This is a genomic window from Paenibacillus sp. JNUCC-31 (assembly GCF_014844075.1).
Lineage (GTDB): Bacteria > Bacillota > Bacilli > Paenibacillales > Paenibacillaceae > Paenibacillus.
In genome coordinates, this window is sequence record NZ_CP062165.1 from 4,740,828 (window position 1) to 4,762,105 (window position 21,278).

12 protein-coding genes are annotated in these 21,278 nt (G+C 51.3%); 11 read left to right on the forward strand and 1 reads right to left on the reverse strand.

Annotated elements, in window-relative coordinates:
- The first annotated feature begins 9 nt into the window (after positions 1–9).
- The 8 genes from JNUCC31_RS20560 (at position 10) to JNUCC31_RS20595 (ending at position 15,442) form a co-directional block, all read left to right on the forward strand.
- Positions 10–888, forward strand: coding sequence for a carbohydrate ABC transporter permease (locus tag JNUCC31_RS20560; protein WP_192264128.1), 879 nt, complete (start codon positions 10–12; stop codon positions 886–888).
- Between the two features lie 42 nt (positions 889–930).
- Entirely contained in the window at positions 931–1,968 is a 1,038-nt protein-coding gene (locus JNUCC31_RS20565; protein ID WP_192264131.1) for a response regulator transcription factor, read from the forward strand.
- Positions 1,965–3,803: a cache domain-containing sensor histidine kinase gene (locus JNUCC31_RS20570; protein ID WP_192264134.1), complete on the forward strand. Its 1,839-nt coding sequence runs from the start codon at positions 1,965–1,967 to the stop codon at positions 3,801–3,803. The genes JNUCC31_RS20565 and JNUCC31_RS20570 overlap by 4 nt, the downstream gene beginning before the upstream one ends.
- A gap of 36 nt (positions 3,804–3,839) precedes the next feature.
- Positions 3,840–4,607: an SDR family NAD(P)-dependent oxidoreductase gene (locus tag JNUCC31_RS20575; RefSeq protein WP_192264137.1), complete on the forward strand. Its 768-nt coding sequence runs from the start codon at positions 3,840–3,842 to the stop codon at positions 4,605–4,607.
- Positions 4,608–4,640: 33 nt separating this feature from the next.
- A complete protein-coding gene (locus tag JNUCC31_RS20580) occupies positions 4,641–7,010 on the forward strand; it encodes a DUF4962 domain-containing protein (protein ID WP_192264140.1) in 2,370 nt (789 codons plus the stop codon).
- A 359-nt stretch (positions 7,011–7,369) separates the two neighbouring features.
- Positions 7,370–8,920, forward strand: coding sequence for an extracellular solute-binding protein (locus JNUCC31_RS20585; RefSeq protein WP_192264144.1), 1,551 nt, complete (start codon positions 7,370–7,372; stop codon positions 8,918–8,920).
- A 46-nt stretch (positions 8,921–8,966) separates the two neighbouring features.
- Positions 8,967–13,313 (forward strand): alpha/beta hydrolase fold domain-containing protein, encoded by a 4,347-nt coding sequence (locus JNUCC31_RS20590; RefSeq protein ID WP_228469142.1) that lies wholly within the window; start codon positions 8,967–8,969, stop codon positions 13,311–13,313.
- Between the two features lie 155 nt (positions 13,314–13,468).
- Entirely contained in the window at positions 13,469–15,442 is a 1,974-nt protein-coding gene (locus tag JNUCC31_RS20595) for a CotH kinase family protein (protein WP_192264163.1), read from the forward strand.
- A 342-nt stretch (positions 15,443–15,784) separates the two neighbouring features.
- On the opposite strand, the gene JNUCC31_RS20600 is transcribed toward JNUCC31_RS20595, so the two are convergent.
- Positions 15,785–16,699 (reverse strand): helix-turn-helix domain-containing protein, encoded by a 915-nt coding sequence (locus JNUCC31_RS20600; RefSeq protein ID WP_192264166.1) that lies wholly within the window; start codon positions 16,697–16,699, stop codon positions 15,785–15,787.
- A gap of 185 nt (positions 16,700–16,884) precedes the next feature.
- On the opposite strand from JNUCC31_RS20600, the gene JNUCC31_RS20605 reads away from it, so the two are divergent.
- The 3 genes from JNUCC31_RS20605 to JNUCC31_RS20615 are packed head-to-tail and all read left to right on the forward strand — an operon-like array spanning position 16,885 to position 21,241.
- The gene (locus JNUCC31_RS20605) at positions 16,885–17,760 is read left to right on the forward strand and encodes a fumarylacetoacetate hydrolase family protein (RefSeq protein ID WP_192264185.1); all 876 of its coding nucleotides are present in this window, start codon (positions 16,885–16,887) and stop codon (positions 17,758–17,760) included.
- Positions 17,761–17,781: 21 nt separating this feature from the next.
- Complete coding sequence (gucD, locus tag JNUCC31_RS20610) at positions 17,782–19,248, forward strand: alpha-ketoglutaric semialdehyde dehydrogenase GucD (protein WP_192264188.1); 1,467 nt, start codon at positions 17,782–17,784, stop codon at positions 19,246–19,248.
- Positions 19,249–19,264: 16 nt separating this feature from the next.
- Entirely contained in the window at positions 19,265–21,241 is a 1,977-nt protein-coding gene (locus JNUCC31_RS20615) for a YjhG/YagF family D-xylonate dehydratase (RefSeq protein WP_323374335.1), read from the forward strand.
- The last annotated feature ends 37 nt before the right edge of the window (positions 21,242–21,278 follow it).

The following is a 21,278-nucleotide window of genomic DNA, read 5'->3' on the forward strand; positions in this document are numbered from 1 at the left end:
GCGAGTTCTATGCGTACCCCCAGTGTCCGTTACCGTATATTTCGCATTGGAAATCTCGTTTTTCTAACGCTGCTCTCGTTGACGATGATTCTGCCTTTCATTAATGTGCTGGCCCAATCACTCAGCAGCTCGGAAGCGATCATGGGCGGAAAGGTCAGCTTCTGGCCTGTTGCTTTTACCTGGATCAATTATGAATATGTATTCGGAGATGCTTCGTTCTGGCGGGCATTTGCGGTATCGGTTGGGGTCACACTGTTCGGGACGCTGGTCAATCTCGCTGCAACGGCATCGCTGGCATATCCCGTGTCCCGTCCAGAGTACAAGGGGCGTTCTCTGGTCGTCATGTTTGTCCTGGTGACCGTTGTATTCTCGGCGCCGCTCATACCGAACTTTATCCTGATGAAAGAACTGCATCTGGTCAACAATCCACTGGTTCTGATTGTGCCGGGAGCGATTAATGCCTTTAATTTCTTCGTTATGCGCTCGTTCTTCTCACAACTGCCGGGTGAACTGATCGACGCTGCCCGCATCGATGGCTGTGGTGAATTCGGTATCATCTGGCGTATCGTCATCCCATTGTCCAAACCGGCCATGGCATCACTCGGCATTTTCTATGCAGTAGGCCACTGGAATGCCTATTCCACCGCCCTGTATTATCTGAATGATCCAGCCTGGTGGCCGATCCAGGTAACACTCAAGAAGCTGTTTGAAAGTGACGACATCTCGGTCGATCCGGGGTCTGCCGTCTATAGCACTCTTGCACATACATCGCCGGAAGGCATCAAAATGGCAACCATTATCATCGCCACCTTACCGATTATTATCATTTACCCTTTCCTGCAAAAGCATTTTGTAAAAGGAATCATGGTCGGCTCCGTCAAATCTTAAGTACAAGAAGCATACAGATCTGACGGAAACGGGGGAATGGCGATGTTCAGAATCTTGATTGCGGACGATGAACCAATGATTCGCATGGGTCTGGCCAAAATGATCAAGCAAGCGGGGCTGTTTGACTGCGAGATTCGGCAGGCAGCACATGGGGAAGAAGCTCTCCAGGTGGTGGAGGACTTTCGGCCTCACATCCTGTTTACGGATATCCGCATGCCAACGATGGATGGTATTGAGCTGTGTCGACGTTTATCCGAGCAAGGCAGTACGATACGAATTATTGTGGTCTCCGGTTATTCGGACTTTGAATATGCAAGAGCCTGTATGGATTATGGGGTAAAGCGATATCTGCTAAAACCTGTGGGGCGACAGGAGCTTCATGAGCTGCTGCTCAAATTGATGGCGTCTGAAGAGGAAAAACCTACGGTTTCCCTTGTACCTGTGAGGGAGCTGAATGACTGGGCCATGCGTCTGGAAGAGGCCATATGGGAGCTACGGCAGACCGATGTGACGGAACTGCTCGCAGCATGGTCAGGTCGGTATCCGGCATATTCCCTGATGCCTGAGCAGACAGCGGAGCTTTTTCAGGAATTGCTCGAATTGATTGTGGCCCGAATGAATGCACGAGGCAACGGAACGATGAGTACGTCTTGCGAGATAAATGTAAGCGCTTCCTCAAAAGAGTGCTACGACGCTCTGGGCAACGAGATTCACAGGTTGATGAAGACGATCAAGGAAAAGCGCAGCGGCAAGCGCAAGCATCCGGTGGAAGAAGCAAAAGCCTATCTGGAGCAGCATTTGCGCCGCGAGGTGTCACTGGAAGAGATTGCCGCCAAGCTGGGACTTAACCCGTCCTACTTCAGCCAACTATTTAAGCAAACGACAGGCCAGACCTTTATCCAATACCGGATACGCAGCAAAATGGAACTGGCCAAACGCATGCTGGAACAGCCGGGCAACCGGATTACGGATATTTCCTACGAAGTGGGATATGCGGATCATCCCCATTTTACGAAGACGTTCAAGAAGATTACCGGACTGACACCGTCCGAGTACCGCAGCAAGTTGGGCATTGAATGATGAAGCGCAGCCTGTCGATCCGCCTGTTCTTTCATTTTGCCATCGTGATTACGTTGTCCCTGTCCGCCATCGGCTTGTTTACCTACACCTATGCTTCGACTGAAATGAACGACCAGCTCGCGGACAACATCGCCCAAACGATGCGTAATACGGCGTACCAGACCGATCTGTATTTGCAAAATTATGATCGTGCAACCTACTCCATCCTCTCGAATGGAAGTGTGAAGCACTTCCTCGATATGAATTCGGAGGACAGTTATGCCTATTACGAGTATAGCCGTCAGATTAAAACGAACGTGTTTCCGCCTGTTTTTATGTTATACCCACAGATCAAGTTTCTGTATGTTATCGGGGAAAACGGGCGTGTTGTCATTGACGACAATCAGAACTCAGCTGGCATACCGGATATCAACGCGGCAGAGCAGTATAAGGAGTTGCTGGCTGCAACCCCTGCAAATGGGGAATCGATTTTGCTTACCCGGAGTATTCGCAGCGGACAGAGTGCAAACGTGATTACGATTGCGCGTCGGATCAGAGGGGTGTCCTCCTATATGCCAAACGGCGTGTTGGCGATGGAAGTGAATGTGCTGGAGCTTGACAAAATATGGGGAGAACTCGACCTCGGTCAAGGTGGGTATCAGTATGTGATGGATCAGAATGGAACGGTCATCTACACACCCGGGGACGAAGAGGCGCAGACGGCGATGCCGGCCAGCACTGTAAACAGGCTTATGCACATGGAGGAAGGGTCGCTGGAACAGAATGCGGATGGCATCAAACGACTGTTCATATCGGAGCTTTCTGAGTATTCGGGCTGGCGTTTTGTCGCTTCCGTGCCGCTGTCGGAGCTCCAAAGACCGATTGCAACGATCCGTTCGGCCACCTTGTGGGTTGGCGCAGGAACGCTGCTGGCTGCACTGGTCGTGGCCTATCGGATCGGCGCTTCTCAGGTAGAACCCATTCGTGTGCTGATGAATGGAATGAGACAGACCGAGAAGGGAATCTGGAACAAGGTGGAGATGAAGGAAAGGCGCGATGAAATCGGCGTGTTGATCCGCAGTTATAATCTGATGGTCAGCCGCTTGTCGGACATGATTGAGAGTGTGTATGAATCGGAACTGCGCCGTCAGAAATCGGAGATCGAGCTTCAGCAGGAGGCGCTGGAACGGCATCGTGCTGAATTTCAGGCGCTTCAGTTGCAGATCAATCCGCACTTTCTCTACAACACCCTGGAGACGATCAAATGTTATGCCGTTGTACAGGACTCCGAAGAAATTGCACAGATGGTGGAATCGATGGCCCATATGCTCCGTTATTCCATTCAGACGAATCTGGAGGAAATCACGGTTGCGAATGAACTGAAACATGTGCTGGCCTACCTGTCCATCATGAAACATCGCATGGATCGGGAGCTTGAAGTGGAGGTCATCATTGCACCGGATCTGTTACTGGAAAAAATGGTTCGACTCACCCTTCAGCCGCTGGTGGAAAATGTGTTACAACACGCGTTTCCGCGGGGCATGGAGCCCGGTCATTATATCCGCATCGATGCTCGGCGCCTGGAAGATCGCTTCCTTGTCATCGTCCAGGATAACGGCATGGGCATGAGCGAGGAACGCCTGAAGAAGCTGCGTGACCGTCTGGAATTGAATCGTCTGGCAGGTGAAGATTCCGATGATGTCTATCATCGCGGGGGCATCGGGCTCATGAATGTTCATCGCCGGATACAGCTGGTATTTGGAGAAACGTACGGCTTGATGATGGAGAGTGAGCAGGGCTTGGGAACGACCATTACGATGGCGCTTCCGGCGGATCAGCATAGCAAGCGGATTTAATTTAATGGATACCAATAACAGGGAGGAAGATTAAATATGAATATCAATTTACAGAACAAAATTGCACTTGTAACAGGTTCTAGCGGAGGGATCGGCGCTGCCATTGCCGGGGCATTGGCTTGCTGCGGGGCAAAGGTGGCTGTGAATGGTCTGCACAATATGGAGCGGGCTGAAGAGGTTGTAGCTGCGATCCGGGATGCTGGTGGTGAAGCAGCGGCATTTCAGGCCGATGTGACAGATACGGATGCCATTGCATCAATGGTTGGAGATATTACGCTTCGCTTCGGCGGACCGATTGACCTGTTGATCAATAATGCGGGACATTTGGTGGAGCGGAGCCCTATTGAAACGATGAGTGAGGAGCTTTACAGCCGAATTATGGATGTAAATCTGAAGAGTGCCGTATTTGTCTCCAAAGCGGTCATTCCTGGCATGAAGGCGGCTGGAGGCGGCCGAATAATCAATTTGACTTCGGTAGCGGCTCATAATGGTGGCGGTCCGGGAGCAGCTATTTACGCAGCCTCCAAGGCAGCAGTCATTGCGTTAACCAAAGGGCTTGCCAAAGAGCTGGCTCCTGGAGGGATTACGGTTAATGCCCTCTCACCAGGCTTCATCGGGCAGACAGCGTTCCATGCTACGTTCACCTCGGAGGAAGGGCGATCTTCTGCGGTAAGCAGCATTCCGCTTGGACGGGAAGGCAATCCCGATGATGTCGCAGGTGCGGCGCTGTACCTGTGTTCGGAGCTGGGTTCTTTTATAACCGGAGAAACGCTTGAAATCAATGGCGGAATGTATATGCGTTGATGCTACATCATTGCGATAAGGAGGGGATTAACGATGGAAGTGAAGCGGAAGCCTGCAGAAAGACCGTTGTACCAACCCGTTAGCGGGCCGTTCCATGTGGACTATGCACCTGAAAAACATACCGTTCTGACAGAGAACCCGCCGAGATTTACCTGGATGGCAGCACAGCAGGAGGATGAGAATGCCTATGTGCTGCAGGTGTCGGTGGGGCCTTCTTTTCAGGAAGAAGGGACGATGACGTTTGCACCGCTCCCCTATAACTTTTTCACGCCGGACCGGGTGTTTGAACCTGGTGAATATTACTGGCGTTATGCACTGCTTGTGAACCATCCCGTGCAGCAAGGAAGCGAAGCTGAAGCGGATGCCGTTCAGGAGAAACAGCAGGAAATGTCGGCATGGAGTGAGGTACGGAGGTTCACCATGCCAGAGGGGTTACCCGAGACACCGATACCGTCTCGGGCACAGCGATATGTTGCCACGGACACGTCCCACCCCCGGTTGTGGCTCGGAGAAAGTGGGCTAAAGGCACTTGCGGATGGCATTGCGTCCGATCCCACATATTGCGGCTGGGATATATTTATGGCAAATTCCGTTGAGCCGTGGGCAAACCGCGAGCCGATCAATGAACCGCTGCCTTACCCGGAGAACAAACGCGTCGCTCCGTTATGGCGTCAAATGTACATTGACTGTCAGGAAGTGTTATATGCGATTCGTCATCTGAGCATCGCTGGTCGGGTGCTTCGTGACGAACGGTTGCTTGAAGCGGCGAAAACCTGGTTGCTGCATGTGGCGGCCTGGGATACGGAGGGAACGACCTCCCGCGATTATAACGATGAGGCTGCCTTTCGGGTTGCGGCCGCGCTCGCTTGGGGTTATGACTGGCTGCATGATGAGTTGAACAGTGAAGAGCAGGATGCGGTAAGGCGGAGTTTGCTGCGGCGGACAGAGCAGGTGGCCCAGCATGTGATGATTCGCTCTAAGATCCATCATGTGCCTTACGACAGCCATGCGGTGCGTTCATTATCTTCTGTACTTGTGCCCTGCTGTATGGCTTTGTTGCATGAGGAGCAGCAAGCTGCAGCGTGGCTGGATTATGCGATCGATTATTATGCCTGTCTGTATTCCCCTTGGGGAGGCAGCGATGGGGGTTGGGCCGAAGGTCCAATGTACTGGACAACAGGCATGGCCTATGTGACCGAGGCCATGAATTTGTTGCGAAACTACGCAGGCATCGACTTCTTCCGTCGGCCGTTCTTCCAGCGTACCGGGGATTTTCCACTCTACGTGTACCCTCCTGATGCTCGGCGCGCCAGCTTCGGAGATCAGTCTACGCTGGGTGACCCGGTAAACTTGAAAACAGGCTATCTTGTCCGCCAGCTGGCGGGTGTTACAGGTAACCGTTGGTACCAGTGGTACTTTGAGCGTGTACGCCAGTCCGATCCGGGGACAGAGAGAGCCTTTTATAACTACGGTTGGTGGGACTTTAACTTTGACGACTTGGTATACCGCCACGATTATCCGCAGGTAGAGGAAGAGTCGCCTGTGAACATCGAGCCGCTCAAATGGTTCCGGGATGTGGGATGGGTAGCTATGCATCACCGGATGGATGATCCGGATGAGCATGTTATGCTGCTGCTCAAGTCAAGCCGTTACGGCTCTATCAGTCACAGTCATGCGGATCAGAACAGCTTCACTCTGCATGCATTCGGTGAGCCGCTTGCGGCGGATACGGGCTACTATATCGCGCACGGCAGTTCCTTTCATCGGGAATGGCGCAGGCAGACGCTCTCCAAAAATAACCTGCTGATTGGCGGAGCAGGACAGTACGCCGAGAACAACAAGGTGCTGAACATGGCCGCAACCGGACAGATTGAAGAAGCCTATTGGCGAGACGGCGATGGTTATGTGCGCGCGGTAGCGACCGATGCCTACGCCAGCACCGTACCGCATGTGAAGCGTGTTGTACGGGAAATTCATTTTTTACAGTCATCGTACTTCGTTATTGTGGACCACATTGATCTGGAGAAGCCGGACAGCGTTCAATGGCTGTTCCATGCCCTACACCCGTTACAGCTGAAAGGGCAGAGTTTCCGTTTGAACGGGAATAAGGCAGGGTTAGAAGGGACGTTTGTCTACGCTTCCTCCGGTGAGCTGTCCCTCAGCCAGACGGATCAATTCGCAGAGGTGGACCCGGCAGAGTACGAAGGGCTGGACAGACATTATCATCTAAGCGCGGAAACGCGGCCTGCTTCAAGCCATAGAATTGTAACGCTGCTTGTGCCGTATAAGATCGATGAGCCGAAGTATGTTCCTTATTTCATCGATGACCAGGATCACGGTATCCATCTCTATTTTACCGACAACGGTATAACGAAGAAGATCGAGGTATCCAAAGCGTACTAGATAAGATGAACTGAATATTTACACAAGAACGAAGAGTGCAGAACCCATCTGAAGAAGCGAAGCGTTCGCCTTTATCACCGGATTTTCCCCTTTGGAAAGGGAATCAAAAAAATCTGGGGATAACAGCGATCGGAAGAGGGTACTGCAATCGGAGTGGCTGAGTGTAAAGTTTGTACGTTTAATTTATATAGTGCTATATGACTGGATGCTGTGGAACTTTAAGTATGACCTAAAGAAAACGCAATCTCATCTAAAACATCCCCATTGTTGCAGGCGGTGGGGATGTTTTAACATCTATATGAAAGCGCTTCACCAATGATTGGTACCTAAATCTAAATCAGGATGAAAAGAGGGGTAGCATGAAAAAGTGGATGGTCTCAGGCATCGCGCTATTGCTGGCGGCATCGGTCATCGCGGGATGCAGCAAGGGAAGCGGGGCAGAATCCGGTGAAAATGGTGGAGACGGCAAGACGAGGTTCTCCATGTCACTTCGTACACTGGCGTATACGTATGTGGAGAAGTCGCCGGACATTAATCAGGATAAATGGGTGAAAAAGCTGGAGGATCTGACCAATACCGATCTGAAAATTGTCCTGGTGCCCCATAAGGAATATGAGCAGAAAATGGTCCAGATGTTTGCCACCAACGATATTCCTGATGTGGTGCAGGGTGATGGCGGCGTCAACGGCAAAGAGATGGCCGGCTCGGTCGAAGCCGGGGTATTTCAGCCGCTGGATGAACTGTTGCAGGAGTATGGGCAAGACTTGCTCAAGGCCGTGCCGAAGGAAGCCTGGGACCAGGTAACCCATGACGGCCAGATCTATGCCATCCCTGAATATTTATCCAATCCATCCCGTCGGGCAACCTGGATTCGCAAGGATTTGCTGGATCAAACGGGCCTGCCGGTACCAACTACGGTTGAGGAAACGATGGAGGTTCTGCGCGCCTTTAAAAAGCTGGGTGTCGAGAATCCATATATGGGGCGGGAGGATTTCAAATATGCAGATACCTTTTTCGGTGCCTATGACGTGCAGCAATTCCTGTCCATGATGGAGCAGCAGGGCGACCAGGTTGTACCGAAATTTATGGATAATGAGAATATGCAGAAAGCGCTGACTGTGTACAAAACGATGTATGACGAAGGGCTGATTAATAAAGAGTTCGCGACCATCAATTCGACGGTATTCAAAAATACGATTCTCTCTGGCAAGGCGGGCATGTGGTCCATGAACGCCAACGAGCTGATTCAATGGGAGAAGCAGATTAAAGCATCGGTTCCTGATGCCAAAATCGAGATTATCCCTTCGCCTGTCGGCCCGGACGGAAAGGGCGGTTATTATCTGTACGGTCCGGTGACACGTGCCTACTTTATTAATAAGGATGCAGCTGATCCGGCTTCCATTATCCGTTTCTTTAACTGGATGGTGTCCGATGAAGCGGAGAAGTTTTTCACGTACGGCACGGAGGGAGAGACCTACACAGAGGATAATGGCGTGATTTCCTACACAGCTCCAACAGATTCCGCTGGCGTGGACGAAGAGCGTTATCGTCAGTCGTTCTTATGGTTTGTACAGGACACGACATACAACAAAGGCTCGTTGTCACTGACAAAAGAAGGCAAAAAACTGATGAATATTTACGATACCATTTTAGCCAAAGAAGGTCGGGATGGCATCAACTTTGATCCGCGTTTGGAGGCCTTTGTACAGAATCCCGACATTGCTCCCAATTCGGATACACCTCCTCAGGTATTGCTCACACACATGATCAAGATGGTTTATGGGAAGGAGCCGATCTCCGATTGGCCGAAAGTGGTTGAGGAATGGAAATCCAAAGGCGGGGATCAGGCCATCAAGGAAGCCACGGAGAAGTTCAAGAACGGTGAAGGCGTGTCGGCACCGCGTCGCTAACTATATAAGTTGAACTATACATTTACACGATAACGGAGAGGCAAGTGTGAATACGGAGGGGATACAAGTGAATGACGTGTTCAAAACGTGGAAAAAGCGGGTTGTACTTGTTGCCATGTCTGTCATACTTATTAGCGGTTTTGCCGTTCCCGTGCATGAAGTCCGGGCGATGGAAGACACTGTTCCTCATTCTATTTTAAATGCTACGCAGGAAGGGAATATCCCGGATCCGGAGGGCCCGGAGCTGGAGATTTACGCGGAAAACTTTGATGACCCGGACAATTTTGGCTCTACGGGTGGAATTGCATTGAGATCTCCCTGGTCGCAGGAAGGGGCAGGTGGAAGCAAGGCCAAAACGTCATCTTCCACCACCGCACCCTCGCTGCCCAACATGATCAAGATGGACGGAACCGATGCTCTCGCGCTGCCACTTAATCTGACCGGATACGGAAATATCCGGCTAAGCTACTACACTCGTGCCTCATCCTATATAAGTGGAAGCGTGATTATCGAGTGGTCGAAGGACGACGGCGCATCATGGACAACGCTGGAGACGTTCGAACTTCCCCCAGGCACTCCAGACATGAAGAACAAGGAAGGTAATACGCTAAAAAGCTGGACGCTGGGTTCGGAAGCGAACAATAACAGCACGGTGAAAATTCGTTTTCGGACAGGAGATGCCATGCAGGCCAACATGTATATCGACAATGTTGCCATTTACGGTCAGGCTATTCCCGGAATAACGCCTGCCCCCTCCCCAGTGCCACCTGGAGAGGGGAATACTGAATTTACGCCACCACAAGGAGTGACTTTGTACGAAGATGTGGAGATAGGTACGGCTGGTGGGCGGGCGATGTATTCATCCATTGCTGTTCCCGAGACAGCGGCAGCTGAACCGATGCCGGTCATAGTCTACATTCACGGAGGTGGATGGAACCATGGGGACCGGAAGCAGGCATTGAACTCCATATGCAATTATGTACTCAAACGCGGTTACATCGGTGTATCTCTGGACTACCGACTGACGCCTGAGGCGCCTTTCCCTGCCCAGATTCAGGATGTGAAGCTCGCTATCCGATACTTGCGTGCCCATGCAGCCCAGTACAATCTGGACCCGAGTCGGATTGGTGTCTGGGGATCGTCTGCTGGCGGCCATCTGGCTGCATTGCTTGGCACAACAGGGGACATGGTTGCTGGTGATACCGTAGTGCTGGATACAGGAGCGACGGTAGAAATACCTGATCTCGAAGGTTCTGGCGGATGGCCTGAGTATTCCGACAAAGTTCAGGCGGTCGCCGACTGGTACGGACCTGCTGATTTTACGACGACATTTGCCAATAACTATAGCTCGGTCACGGCCCTGCTTGGCGGGCATCGTGCGTTCGATGTACCGGAACAGGCCAGACTTGCCATGCCGGGCACGTATGCTTCATCGGATGATCCACCGTTCTGGATTCGGCACGGCGATGCTGATGCCACCATTCCCTACACGGACAGTGTTACTTTTGCGGGACAGCTTCAATCCGCGGGTGTTCCGATTGTGGATCTGAAGATCGTACCCGGTCAGGGCCATGGATTTACAGGGACGGCTTCCGAGATTGCGAATGCGGAGGCATGGGCCTTCCTTGATGAACATGTGAAGAACCGGGTTGTTACGGAGCCCATTATATTCAAAAGCAATCACGAAGACACTTCGCCTGGAGATGAAGAAGTGGGTGAAGAAAAACCGTTGATTGAAAAGGTTATATCCAGCAAGCTGCCCAGCGACGATGCGGCGATAGACAGCGGCAAGCCTGACGTTAATTTCAATCAGACTACGGGCTCCAGCACCGGATTACTTAGTATTTCTTCCACTTTGTCAACGAAGAAATATGTGTATTTTAAGTTTGACATGACCGGAAATGAGTCTGAGGGAGACCGGTATCGATTACGGATTGCTGCAAAGAAAGGCACGTCGAATACGGATACGGAATTGTCTGTGTACGGTTTGGATGCAACAGACTGGAGCGAATCATCACTTACCTGGTCGAATGCTCCTGTCCAAAGTCTCAACGAAAGTTCGCTGCTTGGCACATTCCAGGTCACGGCAGATCGGAATGGAAGCCCGGCAGTTTATGAAGTCGATGTGACCGATTATGTGAAGAGCCGATCAGAGGAGGGGCAGGTGGCATTTCTGCTCGGGGATGCCGGATCAACAGGCGTTTCTGTGAACGTGTACACCAAGGAAGCCAATGGAACGAGCAATCCGCGTCCACAGTTATTTGTTATCTCATTAATCGAAGATGGAAGCGACACACACGCGCCAGAATGGGAGCAGGGAGCTGAGCTGGAGATCCGCAACTGGGGAACGGAGTTTGCAGAACTGAGATGGCCTGTTGCCAGCGATGATACGGCTGTATTTGCCTACCGAATCTATCGGGATGGAGTTCTGCTGGCCGAACAAGGCAAGCAGTCATTCCGGGACAGCGGACTTGCAGCCGGAACACCGTATACGTTTCAAGTGAAAGCGATTGACGAGGCGGGCAACGTCAGCAGTGCTTTATCAACCGACATGACCACCCTTGACGTTCCGGTATCGTCCCTGCTTGTTGCTTCCGTTTCGGCAAGCGGCAGCGACGGCAACTTGGCGACCAATACCATCGACAATAACAGCTATACTCGCTGGTCTGTTGCGGGAGAGGGGCAATGGATAACATTTGATCTGGGGCAGGCACAGCAAGTCGGCTATGTCGGGATTGGTTTTTACAAAGGGGATGTAAGGAAGACCTTCTTTGAGATGGAAATTTCTGTTGACGGTAATCATTGGACCCAGGTATTCAACGGCGAAAGCAGTGGGGATACCACAGAAATGCAGGCATTTGATATCCCGGACACGTCTGCACGTTATGTACGAATCACCGGGCATGGCAATTCCGATGCAAGTATTTATACGAGTCTCACCGATGTTCATCTGTATGCCCCATTTACAGGGGGAGGGACACCTGTTGCCCTGATTCCATATATGGAGCCGCAACCACCTGAGGGGACGGTGCCATTTGTCGCTCCAGGTCTAACGGAGACAGATGGAACACCGCATGCGGTTCATTCTCCGCATGCCGTGACCGGACGTACCATTGATGTACGGGATTACGGAATAAATCTGGCTGACAATACTAATGATGACCGACCTGCTATACAGGCTGCCATTGATGACGCCAATGTCGGCGATGAAGTTTTTTTGCCTGATGGCGTATACAATTTGTTATCCGGGCCGGATGCAACCACCAACCTAATGCTCAAATCCGGGGTGAACCTGAGAGGAGATAGCCGTGAAGGAACTGTGCTCAAGACATCGCTGGATCAGGTGACAGGAAGTACCGTCCTGAAAGCATCGGCTCAGCATAGCATTCTTGTATCCAACATGACCCTAACTTCATCCTGGTCCGGCAGCTACACAACCGATCACAAATCCAATAACCCCTCCGCAGGGGGACCGGATAGCCTGATTCACATCGCTAACTATGGCGAAGCTCCATCGTATGACATCACGATCGACGGCGTGATTGTGGAGAAATTCAAACGAATGGCGATCCGCATTGAACACAGCCGCGATGTCGTTGTTAAGCATGCAACGTTCCGCAATGCGACCGATCTGGGCCCTGGCGGTTCAGGCTACGGCATTTCCATTCAGGGAACGGCTAAGACAGATCGACTCGGTTTTGACAATGATACGTTATGGAATCTGGTGGAGGACAGCACATTTGAGGGTCCTTATCTCAGACATGGAGCGTTGATCCAGTTTGTCGCCCACAACAACGTGCTGCGTGGCAATACGTTTAACGGAACCAAGCTCGATGCCATCGATCTTCATGGTGAACTTGAGTATTTCAATGAAATCTCCGGGAATGTGATTACGGATGTGCTGACAGGCGCAGGAATTGGACTCGGCAATACAGGGGGTTCAGCACCCAGCAACCACAGCAAGTCGGGCAAAGGAAACTACATTCATGACAACACGATCACGAACAGCCAAATCGGCATTTCGGTGACCATGGGCACCCCTGATACCCTAATCGAGGATAATCTCATCGAGAATACAACCACAATTGCAGATGCGGCAGGAATCAAAGTGCTGAACGGACCGGGTACGGTGATTCGTGGCAATGTGATCCGAAGCAATACCGCCAGCGGTTACTGGGGCGTGCGGCTTGAACGTGATAAAGGCGATGCCGGAGCAGGCAATATTGGCGAAGGGGACCCCGAGAATGTGTTGATTGAAAATAACCGAATTGAAGGTAACACGAACGGAATCGGTCTCTTTGCCGGAGTCGGCATTTTGCTGAAGGCCAATATACTGAGCAACTTGAACGAGGACTACTACAAAGCAGCAGGTGTGACAGTTACCGAGTTATAAAGGATCAGAACAACTAGTAGCCTAACAGGAGTTCGGACCTGATGGGCTACTTTTTGTTGTGAATCATTGATTTAAGATTCATTAAAGGTTTGTCCTCTACGATGGTTTCATAAGCCTAAGTGGCTTTACAGAAATCAAGAAGGAGGATTCATCATTTGAATAGCTTATTACGTAAAGTTGCGATAACGGCCTTGTCCGTGACCATGGTAACGTCATCTTTTGCCCTGCTCGGAAGTCCGAACGCTGCGTACGCCGCAGAGGATACAACTACCAGCACAGGAGTTGCGAAAGCCTATGAATCGTTGTTCCAGACGGACAATGTGATTGATGTGAATGTTACGATTGATGATGCAGACTGGAAGAGCATGCTCGAAAGCCCGCTGGATAAGGATTATAAGAAGGTAAGTGTGGAGGTGGACGGGAACAAGCTGGATAACGTTGGTTTCTCCACCAAGGGTAATCTGACTTTGAAAGCTGTAGCCTCGATGGAAGATTCGGACCGCTACAGCTTCAGACTAAAGTTCGATAAATACGACAAAACACAAACCCTGCTCGGTCTGGATAAAATGGTCCTGAACAACAACTACGCCGATCCATCGTACATGCGTGAAGTTCTTCACTATGAGGCGCTGCGCAGTATTGGCATGGATGTACCGATGACAAACTACGTTAATTTGTATGTAAACGGCGAACTGGTTGGTTTCTATACCGGGGTCGAAGCAGTAGATGACAGCTACCTGGAACGTAATTACGGGGAAGATTATGAGGACGGTGTCCTCTATGATACAGATGAGAAGAGTTACCTGCAATATGCAGAAGGCAGCGACTATACTACGATCACCGAAGATTTGGGTACGGACGAGAACAAAACCAAGCTCAAAAACTTCATTAAAACGCTGAACGACATGCCTAAAGGTGAAAAAGGTGATATCGAAAGTGTGCTGGACGTGGATTCCGCGCTTCAATATATCGCGGGTAACATGGTCTTTGGCAACTATGACAGCTATAACGGAGACAAAGGGCACAACTATATGCTCTACAGTGATGCCAATGGCAAGTTCACGGTTGTACCTTGGGACTTTAACATGTCCTTCAATGGATACTCGGGTGGAGGCGGACGTGGAACAACGACGAACGGATCAACCACGGCCAACACCAACGCAACGAACGTATCCGTGGACGAGCCAGTACTGGGCATCAGCATGGAAAACGTACCGATGATCAACAACCTGCTTGCCGTGCCGGAGTATAAGGAAAAATACTTGAGCTATGTCAACGAGTTGACGGATTATCTGGAAGGCATCCAGGACCGCATCACAGGTCTGGCTGATATTATTCGTCCATATGTCGAAGCAGATCCAACGAAATTCTACACAACAGAACAGTTTGAATCCAACATCGTCTATTCTGCCAACGCTGATGCAGCAGGCGGTATGGGTGGTACACCACCGGAAGGATTCGAAGGCATGACGCCACCAGAGGGCATGGAGGGGATGACCCCACCGGATGGAACAACCCCACCGACACCGCCGGATGGCACCACGGGAACAGGAACAACAGACACAACAACGAACACTGGGAATACCCCCCAGACACGTCCTGGCGGTAACTTTGGCGGTGGTATGGGCTCCATGGCAGCAGGATCGCTGACGACATTTGCTCTGAACCGACTTGCCAATTTGCAAGAGCAACTCGGACGTGAAGTCACACCTTTGCCTGAGTCTTCGGAAGATACAGGCACGACAGGCATGGATAACGGAACAGGAACGACGGGCAATATGATTACCGTAACCCTGGATGGCAAAACAATTACGTTCCCGGATCAGGACCCGCTAGAGCAAAGTGGCCGAGTGATGGTACCTGTGAACGCCATTCTTGAAGCTTTGGGTGCGAAAGTGACATGGGACAAAACAGCGAAAACCGTAACCGCCGTTCTCAATGACCAGACGCTGGTGCTCCAGATCGGAAGCAGCACAGCAACCGTTAATGGGGAGACGCTCGAAATGGATACACCCGCCATGATTAAGAACAGTCGCACGCTTGTGCCGGTACGCTTCATTTCGGAAGGACTCGGATTAACAGTGAATTGGGATCAATCGGCTGCAAAAGTAAGTCTTACATCCAAATAATCAGGATTGAAAAAAGGGACTCGATGACCACATCGAGTCCTTTTTTGTTCGCATCATTCCATAGATCTCCCACGCTGCCAGCAAAGCAAGACGGAGAAATTATTGATGTATAGGTGTAAACAAAATCTGTGTAAAACTGTGGCAAATATCATAAAAGTATTACCCGACTATCGTAATTTGGAATTGGCGGCTACGGCATAAACAGCGGAGAGCAGAGTCCTCTTTTTTGCGAGGGTTGAACTGCAGCCACTCATATCGAATTATGAATATGATTATTGATCAAATATACTTTAGAATATGTCATTGTATCAAACAGTCTTTCCATTCGTATGAAAGGATTCCTCAATCATCAGGATGATCGGCTGCCGAAGCCTGCTGGGAATGACTGCGAAATTCGCTTGGTGCTATACCTGTCCACCGCTTGAACTGACGGCTGAAATGCGCAAGGGTCTTATACCCCAGCATCATCGCAATATGGTCAATGTTCAGGTCTGTTTGCTTTAACAGCCGCTGGGCTTCGTTCAGTAGGGTTTCGGATAAAAACTTGCGCGGTGCTGTGCCGTATACGTGCTGAAAGATCCGATTGACCTGCGACGGACTGATGTTCAGCGACTTGGCGATGTCCTGGATCCAGGTTCGCTCGTTCTCCCGGGTTTCACCATGAAGGTGGATATATCTTACGGAATCCTCAATATGTTCAGCAATTTGATGGGCGATGGCTTCTTTTCTGGATAGAGTAACAGATGCATTCTGAGATAACTGGCCGACCAGGGAGCCGAGCAGTTCGAATACGGCGGCATGAACCTTCATTTGTTTGGAAGAAGACAGCGAGATGGACAAGTGCTCTGTGGCCAAATCATATAGTGTAGACAGTGAGGAGGACAGTCCCAGAGCTAAATCCGAATCTGCCGGATAATAAATGTCCTTGTAGCGATTGAGTTCTCTGCAAAAGGACGTATCGTGTATGCTGAAATGAACGGAAAAGTAAGTGAAACCCTGCGGTCCGGCACCGGTGCAGGAATGGGTCATGCCAGGGCGGATGAACAGTAGATCTCCAACAGACTGACTGTATAACTGCCCGTTGACCACCATGTTCATCTGACCGTCCATCATCCAGTGGATTTCATACATCGAATGCTCGTGGGACGGATACGTCCAGCTGGAATCTACTTTTCTTGCATGCAGCCCCATTAATTGAAACGACATGCGAACATCGGGCAGACGGCCTAAATACACGGCTTCTGAAAGCTTGGTCACAGCAACCCAACCCCCTCGTAATGTTCTACATTCCAAATACGGATCGATTCGTATAGATTCATCTTAACAGAAAAACAATGCGTGAAAAGGGTAAATCGTCGGAGAGATTAGAACATCGTCATGAAGCATGGCTGGTGCTAAGGTAGAATTATCAACCCGATGGGGAAAATAGGGGGCAAGCTTGAATGAGAATTATTCGATTTCTGGACGGACAACAAAAGTGGCTGGCAGCCGTTACGGACGATGAAAAAGCCTATCGTTTGCCACAGGCAGATTTTATGACTTTGATCTATCAAGCGAGGGAGCAGGGAATTCATCCGGTTCAATTGGTTGAAAGCGCTTTTAAGCCGTTGAACGAGCTGACAGACGATTGGACTTCCCTGCACCTGATCACTCCATTGGAAGCTCCGGAAGTATGGGCGGCAGGTGTTACGTATCAACGGAGCCGGGAAGCGCGGAATTATGAAGCTACGGATGGCAAGCTGGATGTGAAGACTTTTTACGATAAGGTTTATGATGCAGAAAGACCGGAGATCTTTTTTAAATCCACAGCGGCCCGCACCGTTGGACCGAATGAGGCTGTCACGCTGCGCAGCGACTCCGCTTGGCAGATCCCGGAGCCTGAACTTGGATTGGTGCTTGCTGCTGATGGCAGCATTGTAGGATACATCGCCGGTAATGACATGAGCTGCCGCGATATCGAAGGAGAAAACCCGCTGTACCTGCCACAAGCAAAAATGTGGCGTAACTCCTGCTCGATAGGTCCGGCTATTCGACTGGCAGAAACGGTGCAGAATCCCTATGCATTCAGCATCGTCTGCGAAATATATCGCGAAGGCGAGATGGTTGTCAAAAGTGAGGCGAGCACGAGCGAATTAAACCGAAAGCTGGATGAACTGGTCTCCTTTCTGGCAAGGGACAATGATTTGTTTGACGGTACGGTACTTTTGACAGGCACAAGCATCGTGCCACCCAATGAATTTACGCTTGAACCCGGGGACCGCATTGAGATATCCATTAGCGATATCGGGACACTCGTTAATCCTGTCATTTCAAACTAGTATATAAGGAGGATGAATGCTATGACCGCATTTCAGGTAGAGCAGACATACAGAAATTATATTAACGGAGAATGGGTGCAGGCTGCGTCCGGAGAAACCGAACCCAGCATAAATCCGGCGAATCGGAATGAGGTCGTGGGGTATGTACCAAACTCCGACGTAGGGGATCTGAACCGGGCAGTTGCAGCGGCGAAGGCAGCAGCCAGGGATTGGCGGAGGTTAACCGGTGCGGAGCGTGGTAACTATCTATTTCAGGCCGCGAACGTGCTGGAACGCCGGGCCGATGAGGTTGCAGAGGCGATGACCAGGGAAATGGGCAAAACACTCCCTGAAGCCAAAGGAGAGACGATGCGCGGAGTCGCGATCTTAAGGTATTACGCTGGTGAAGGCATGCGGAAAACGGGTGATGTCATTCCTTCGACGGATAGCGAAGCGCTGATGTTTACAACACGCGTACCGCTTGGTGTAGTAGGCGTTATTGCTCCATGGAACTTCCCAGTAGCTATTCCCATCTGGAAGACGGCTCCGGCTTTGATTTACGGCAATACAGTCGTATTAAAGCCGGCACAGGAAACGGCGGTCACTGCGGCCCTAATGGTGGAATGCTTTGAGGAGGTGGGCATTCCGGGTGGCGTTCTCAATCTTATATGCGGCAGAGGTTCGGTGATTGGATCTGCACTTGCTGAGCATCCGGATGTGGGCGGGATCACGTTCACAGGTTCCAATGAAGTTGGAAAGCGGGTCGGCGCCGCAGCGCTGGGACGAGGGGCCAAGTATCAACTTGAAATGGGCGGGAAAAACCCGATTATCATCGCGGCAGACGCTGACCTGGATTTGGCTGTTGAGGCCACGATCAGTGGTGGCTTGAAATCTACGGGCCAAAAATGTACGGCCACCAGCAAGGTCATTATTGAACGAAACGTATATGATGCCTTTAAAGAAAAACTCCTCTCGCAAATCCAGGAAATCCGGCTGGGTGACGGCATGTCTTCCGGAAGCTGGATGGGGCCATGTGCAAACGAAGGACAGCTCAACACCGTGCTGAGCTATATTCAAAAAGGACAGGATGAAGGTGCCGTTCTGCTGGCAGGTGGAAAAAGACCGGACGACCCAGGGCTTGCAGAGGGATTTTATGTCCAGCCGACCGTATTTGAAGGTGTCGAATCACACATGTCCATCGCCCGGGAAGAAATTTTCGGCCCAGTGCTTGCATTAATGCCTGTGGATTCCATGGAAGAAGCGATCGAAGTGGCTAATGATAGCGATTACGGTTTAAGTGCTTCCATTTATACTCAAAATGTTGGAGCGATGCTGTCTTTCATCCGGGATATGGATGCAGGATTGGTCAGAATCAATGCGGAAACGGCCGGCGTAGAGCTGCAGGCTCCGTTCGGTGGAATGAAGATGTCTAGCTCACATTCCAGGGAGCAGGGGCAAGCGGCCATCGAGTTTTTCACAGCTATCAAAACCGTCTTCGTGAAGTCATAAAATGTGGGAGGGTATCATGTACGAACAGATTATGTCGATTATGGGGGAGAAGGAGTCCAACTGCTTCGATATCATAGCACATGCTCCAGGGGCAGCAGGACGTCTGCCTTTAACGGATGATTTGCTGCGGAATGCTCCAAGCGGCGACTTGTTCGGCATGTCCCAGAATGTTGGAATGGGCTGGAAGCCCGGGGAATTGAATGGTAAACAGTATCTGATCCTAAGTACTCAAGGGGGTATCCGCAATGAGGACGGCAGTCCCGCAGCTCTCGGTTATCATACGGGCCACTGGGAAGTCGGTCTGCTGATGAAAGCTGCCGCGGAAGAACTATCGAGCCGTGGAGGAATCCCGTTTGCCGGATATGTCAGCGACCCTTGTGATGGCAGATCACAAGGAACGACCGGCATGTTCGACTCGCTCCCCTACCGGAACGATGCAGCTATGGTGTTTCGGAGACTGATTCGCTCACTGCCGACGCGTAAAGGCGTGATCGGCGTCGCAACTTGTGACAAAGGTCTGCCGGCGATGATGCTCGCGCTTGCGGGCATGCCGCAGCTGCCGGGAGTGATCGTTCCCGGTGGCGTCACGCTTCCGCCTATCGATGGAGAGGACGCTGGTAAAATTCAGACCATTGGCGCACGATACGTCAACGGAGAAATCTCTCTGGAAATGGCATCGGAGTTAGGATGCCGGGCTTGCGCAACACCGGGGGGAGGTTGTCAGTTTCTGGGGACCGCGGCAACAGCCCAGGTGGTAGCTGAGGCATTGGGCATGACGGTGCCGCATGCCGCCCTTGCACCTTCCGGGCAGCCCATTTGGATTGAAATGGCGCGCCAATCCGCACGTGCACTGATCAGCATGGAGTCTCAGGGGATGAGGATGGCGGACATTGTCACAGATGCGTCGATTCGCAATGCCATGACCGTTCATGCCGCGTTTGGCGGATCTACCAATCTGCTTCTTCACATACCCGCTATTGCCCATGCAGCCGGTTTAACCGTGCCTTCGGTACAGGACTGGATACAGGTCAACAAGAATGTTCCGAGACTGGTGAGTGCCCTGCCGAACGGACCGATCTTCTATCCGACCATTCGGGTATTTCAGGCCGGAGGTGTACCCGAGGTCATGCTTCACCTCAGACAGCTTGGTCTGCTGGATGAGTCTGTCCCTACAGTAACAGGTACGTCATTAGGCCAGGTGCTGGATTGGTGGGAATCGTCGGAACGCCGGCATCTCATGCGCAAACAATTGAAAGAGAAGGACGGCATTGATCCGGACAGTGTCATCATGAGCATGGAACACTCGCAGCGTCTTGGGATTTCTTCGACCGTGACATTTCCAACCGGGAATATCGCTCCGGAAGGTTCTGTCATCAAATCCACATCCATCGACCCTGCTGTGCTGGATGAGCATGGCGTGTATCGTCATCGTGGCCGGGCAAAGGTGTTTACAACCGAACGTGCGGCGATCCATGCGATTAAAACCGGCGGTGTTCTGGCAGGCGACGTTGTTGTACTGCTTGGGCGTGGACCCTCAGGAACGGGGATGGAGGAAACGTATCAGCTTACGTCTGCGCTCAAGCATTTACCTTTTGGCAAATATGTGTCGCTCATCACGGATGCCCGGTTCTCCGGTGTTTCCACCGGAGCGTGTATTGGCCATGTTGGCCCCGAAGCACTTGCAGGCGGGCCCATCGGCAAGCTGCGGAACGGAGACTTGATTGACATTGTTGTGGATCGGGGCACGCTGGAAGGCAGTGTTAATTTTGTCGGAGAAGGCGGGATGGAGGTTTCGCCGGAAGAAGGAGCACTCATTCTGGCCCAAAGGCCTTTTCATCCCGATATGCGACCTGATGAAGATTTGCCGGATGATACCCGGCTGTGGGCAGCGCTGCAATCCGTCAGCGGTGGCACATGGAGAGGAAATGTGTACGATGTTGAGCGGATTCTAACCGCCCTGGAAGCCGGCAAAAAAGCGCTAGGCTGGCAATGAGATCACCTTTTTTGTACCTCTTTTGAGTACAGATCAT

Coding starts and splice junctions, on each gene's coding strand:
- JNUCC31_RS20615 (WP_323374335.1), top strand. CDS start 19,265: ATGTACGAACAGATTATGTCGATTATGGGGGAGAAGGAGTCCAACTGC.
- JNUCC31_RS20605 (WP_192264185.1), top strand. CDS start 16,885: ATGAGAATTATTCGATTTCTGGACGGACAACAAAAGTGGCTGGCAGCC.
- JNUCC31_RS20580 (WP_192264140.1), top strand. CDS start 4,641: ATGGAAGTGAAGCGGAAGCCTGCAGAAAGACCGTTGTACCAACCCGTT.
- JNUCC31_RS20575 (WP_192264137.1), top strand. CDS start 3,840: ATGAATATCAATTTACAGAACAAAATTGCACTTGTAACAGGTTCTAGC.
- JNUCC31_RS20560 (WP_192264128.1), top strand. CDS start 10: ATGCGTACCCCCAGTGTCCGTTACCGTATATTTCGCATTGGAAATCTC.
- JNUCC31_RS20585 (WP_192264144.1), top strand. CDS start 7,370: ATGAAAAAGTGGATGGTCTCAGGCATCGCGCTATTGCTGGCGGCATCG.
- JNUCC31_RS20565 (WP_192264131.1), top strand. CDS start 931: ATGTTCAGAATCTTGATTGCGGACGATGAACCAATGATTCGCATGGGT.
- gucD (WP_192264188.1), top strand. CDS start 17,782: ATGACCGCATTTCAGGTAGAGCAGACATACAGAAATTATATTAACGGA.
- JNUCC31_RS20570 (WP_192264134.1), top strand. CDS start 1,965: ATGATGAAGCGCAGCCTGTCGATCCGCCTGTTCTTTCATTTTGCCATC.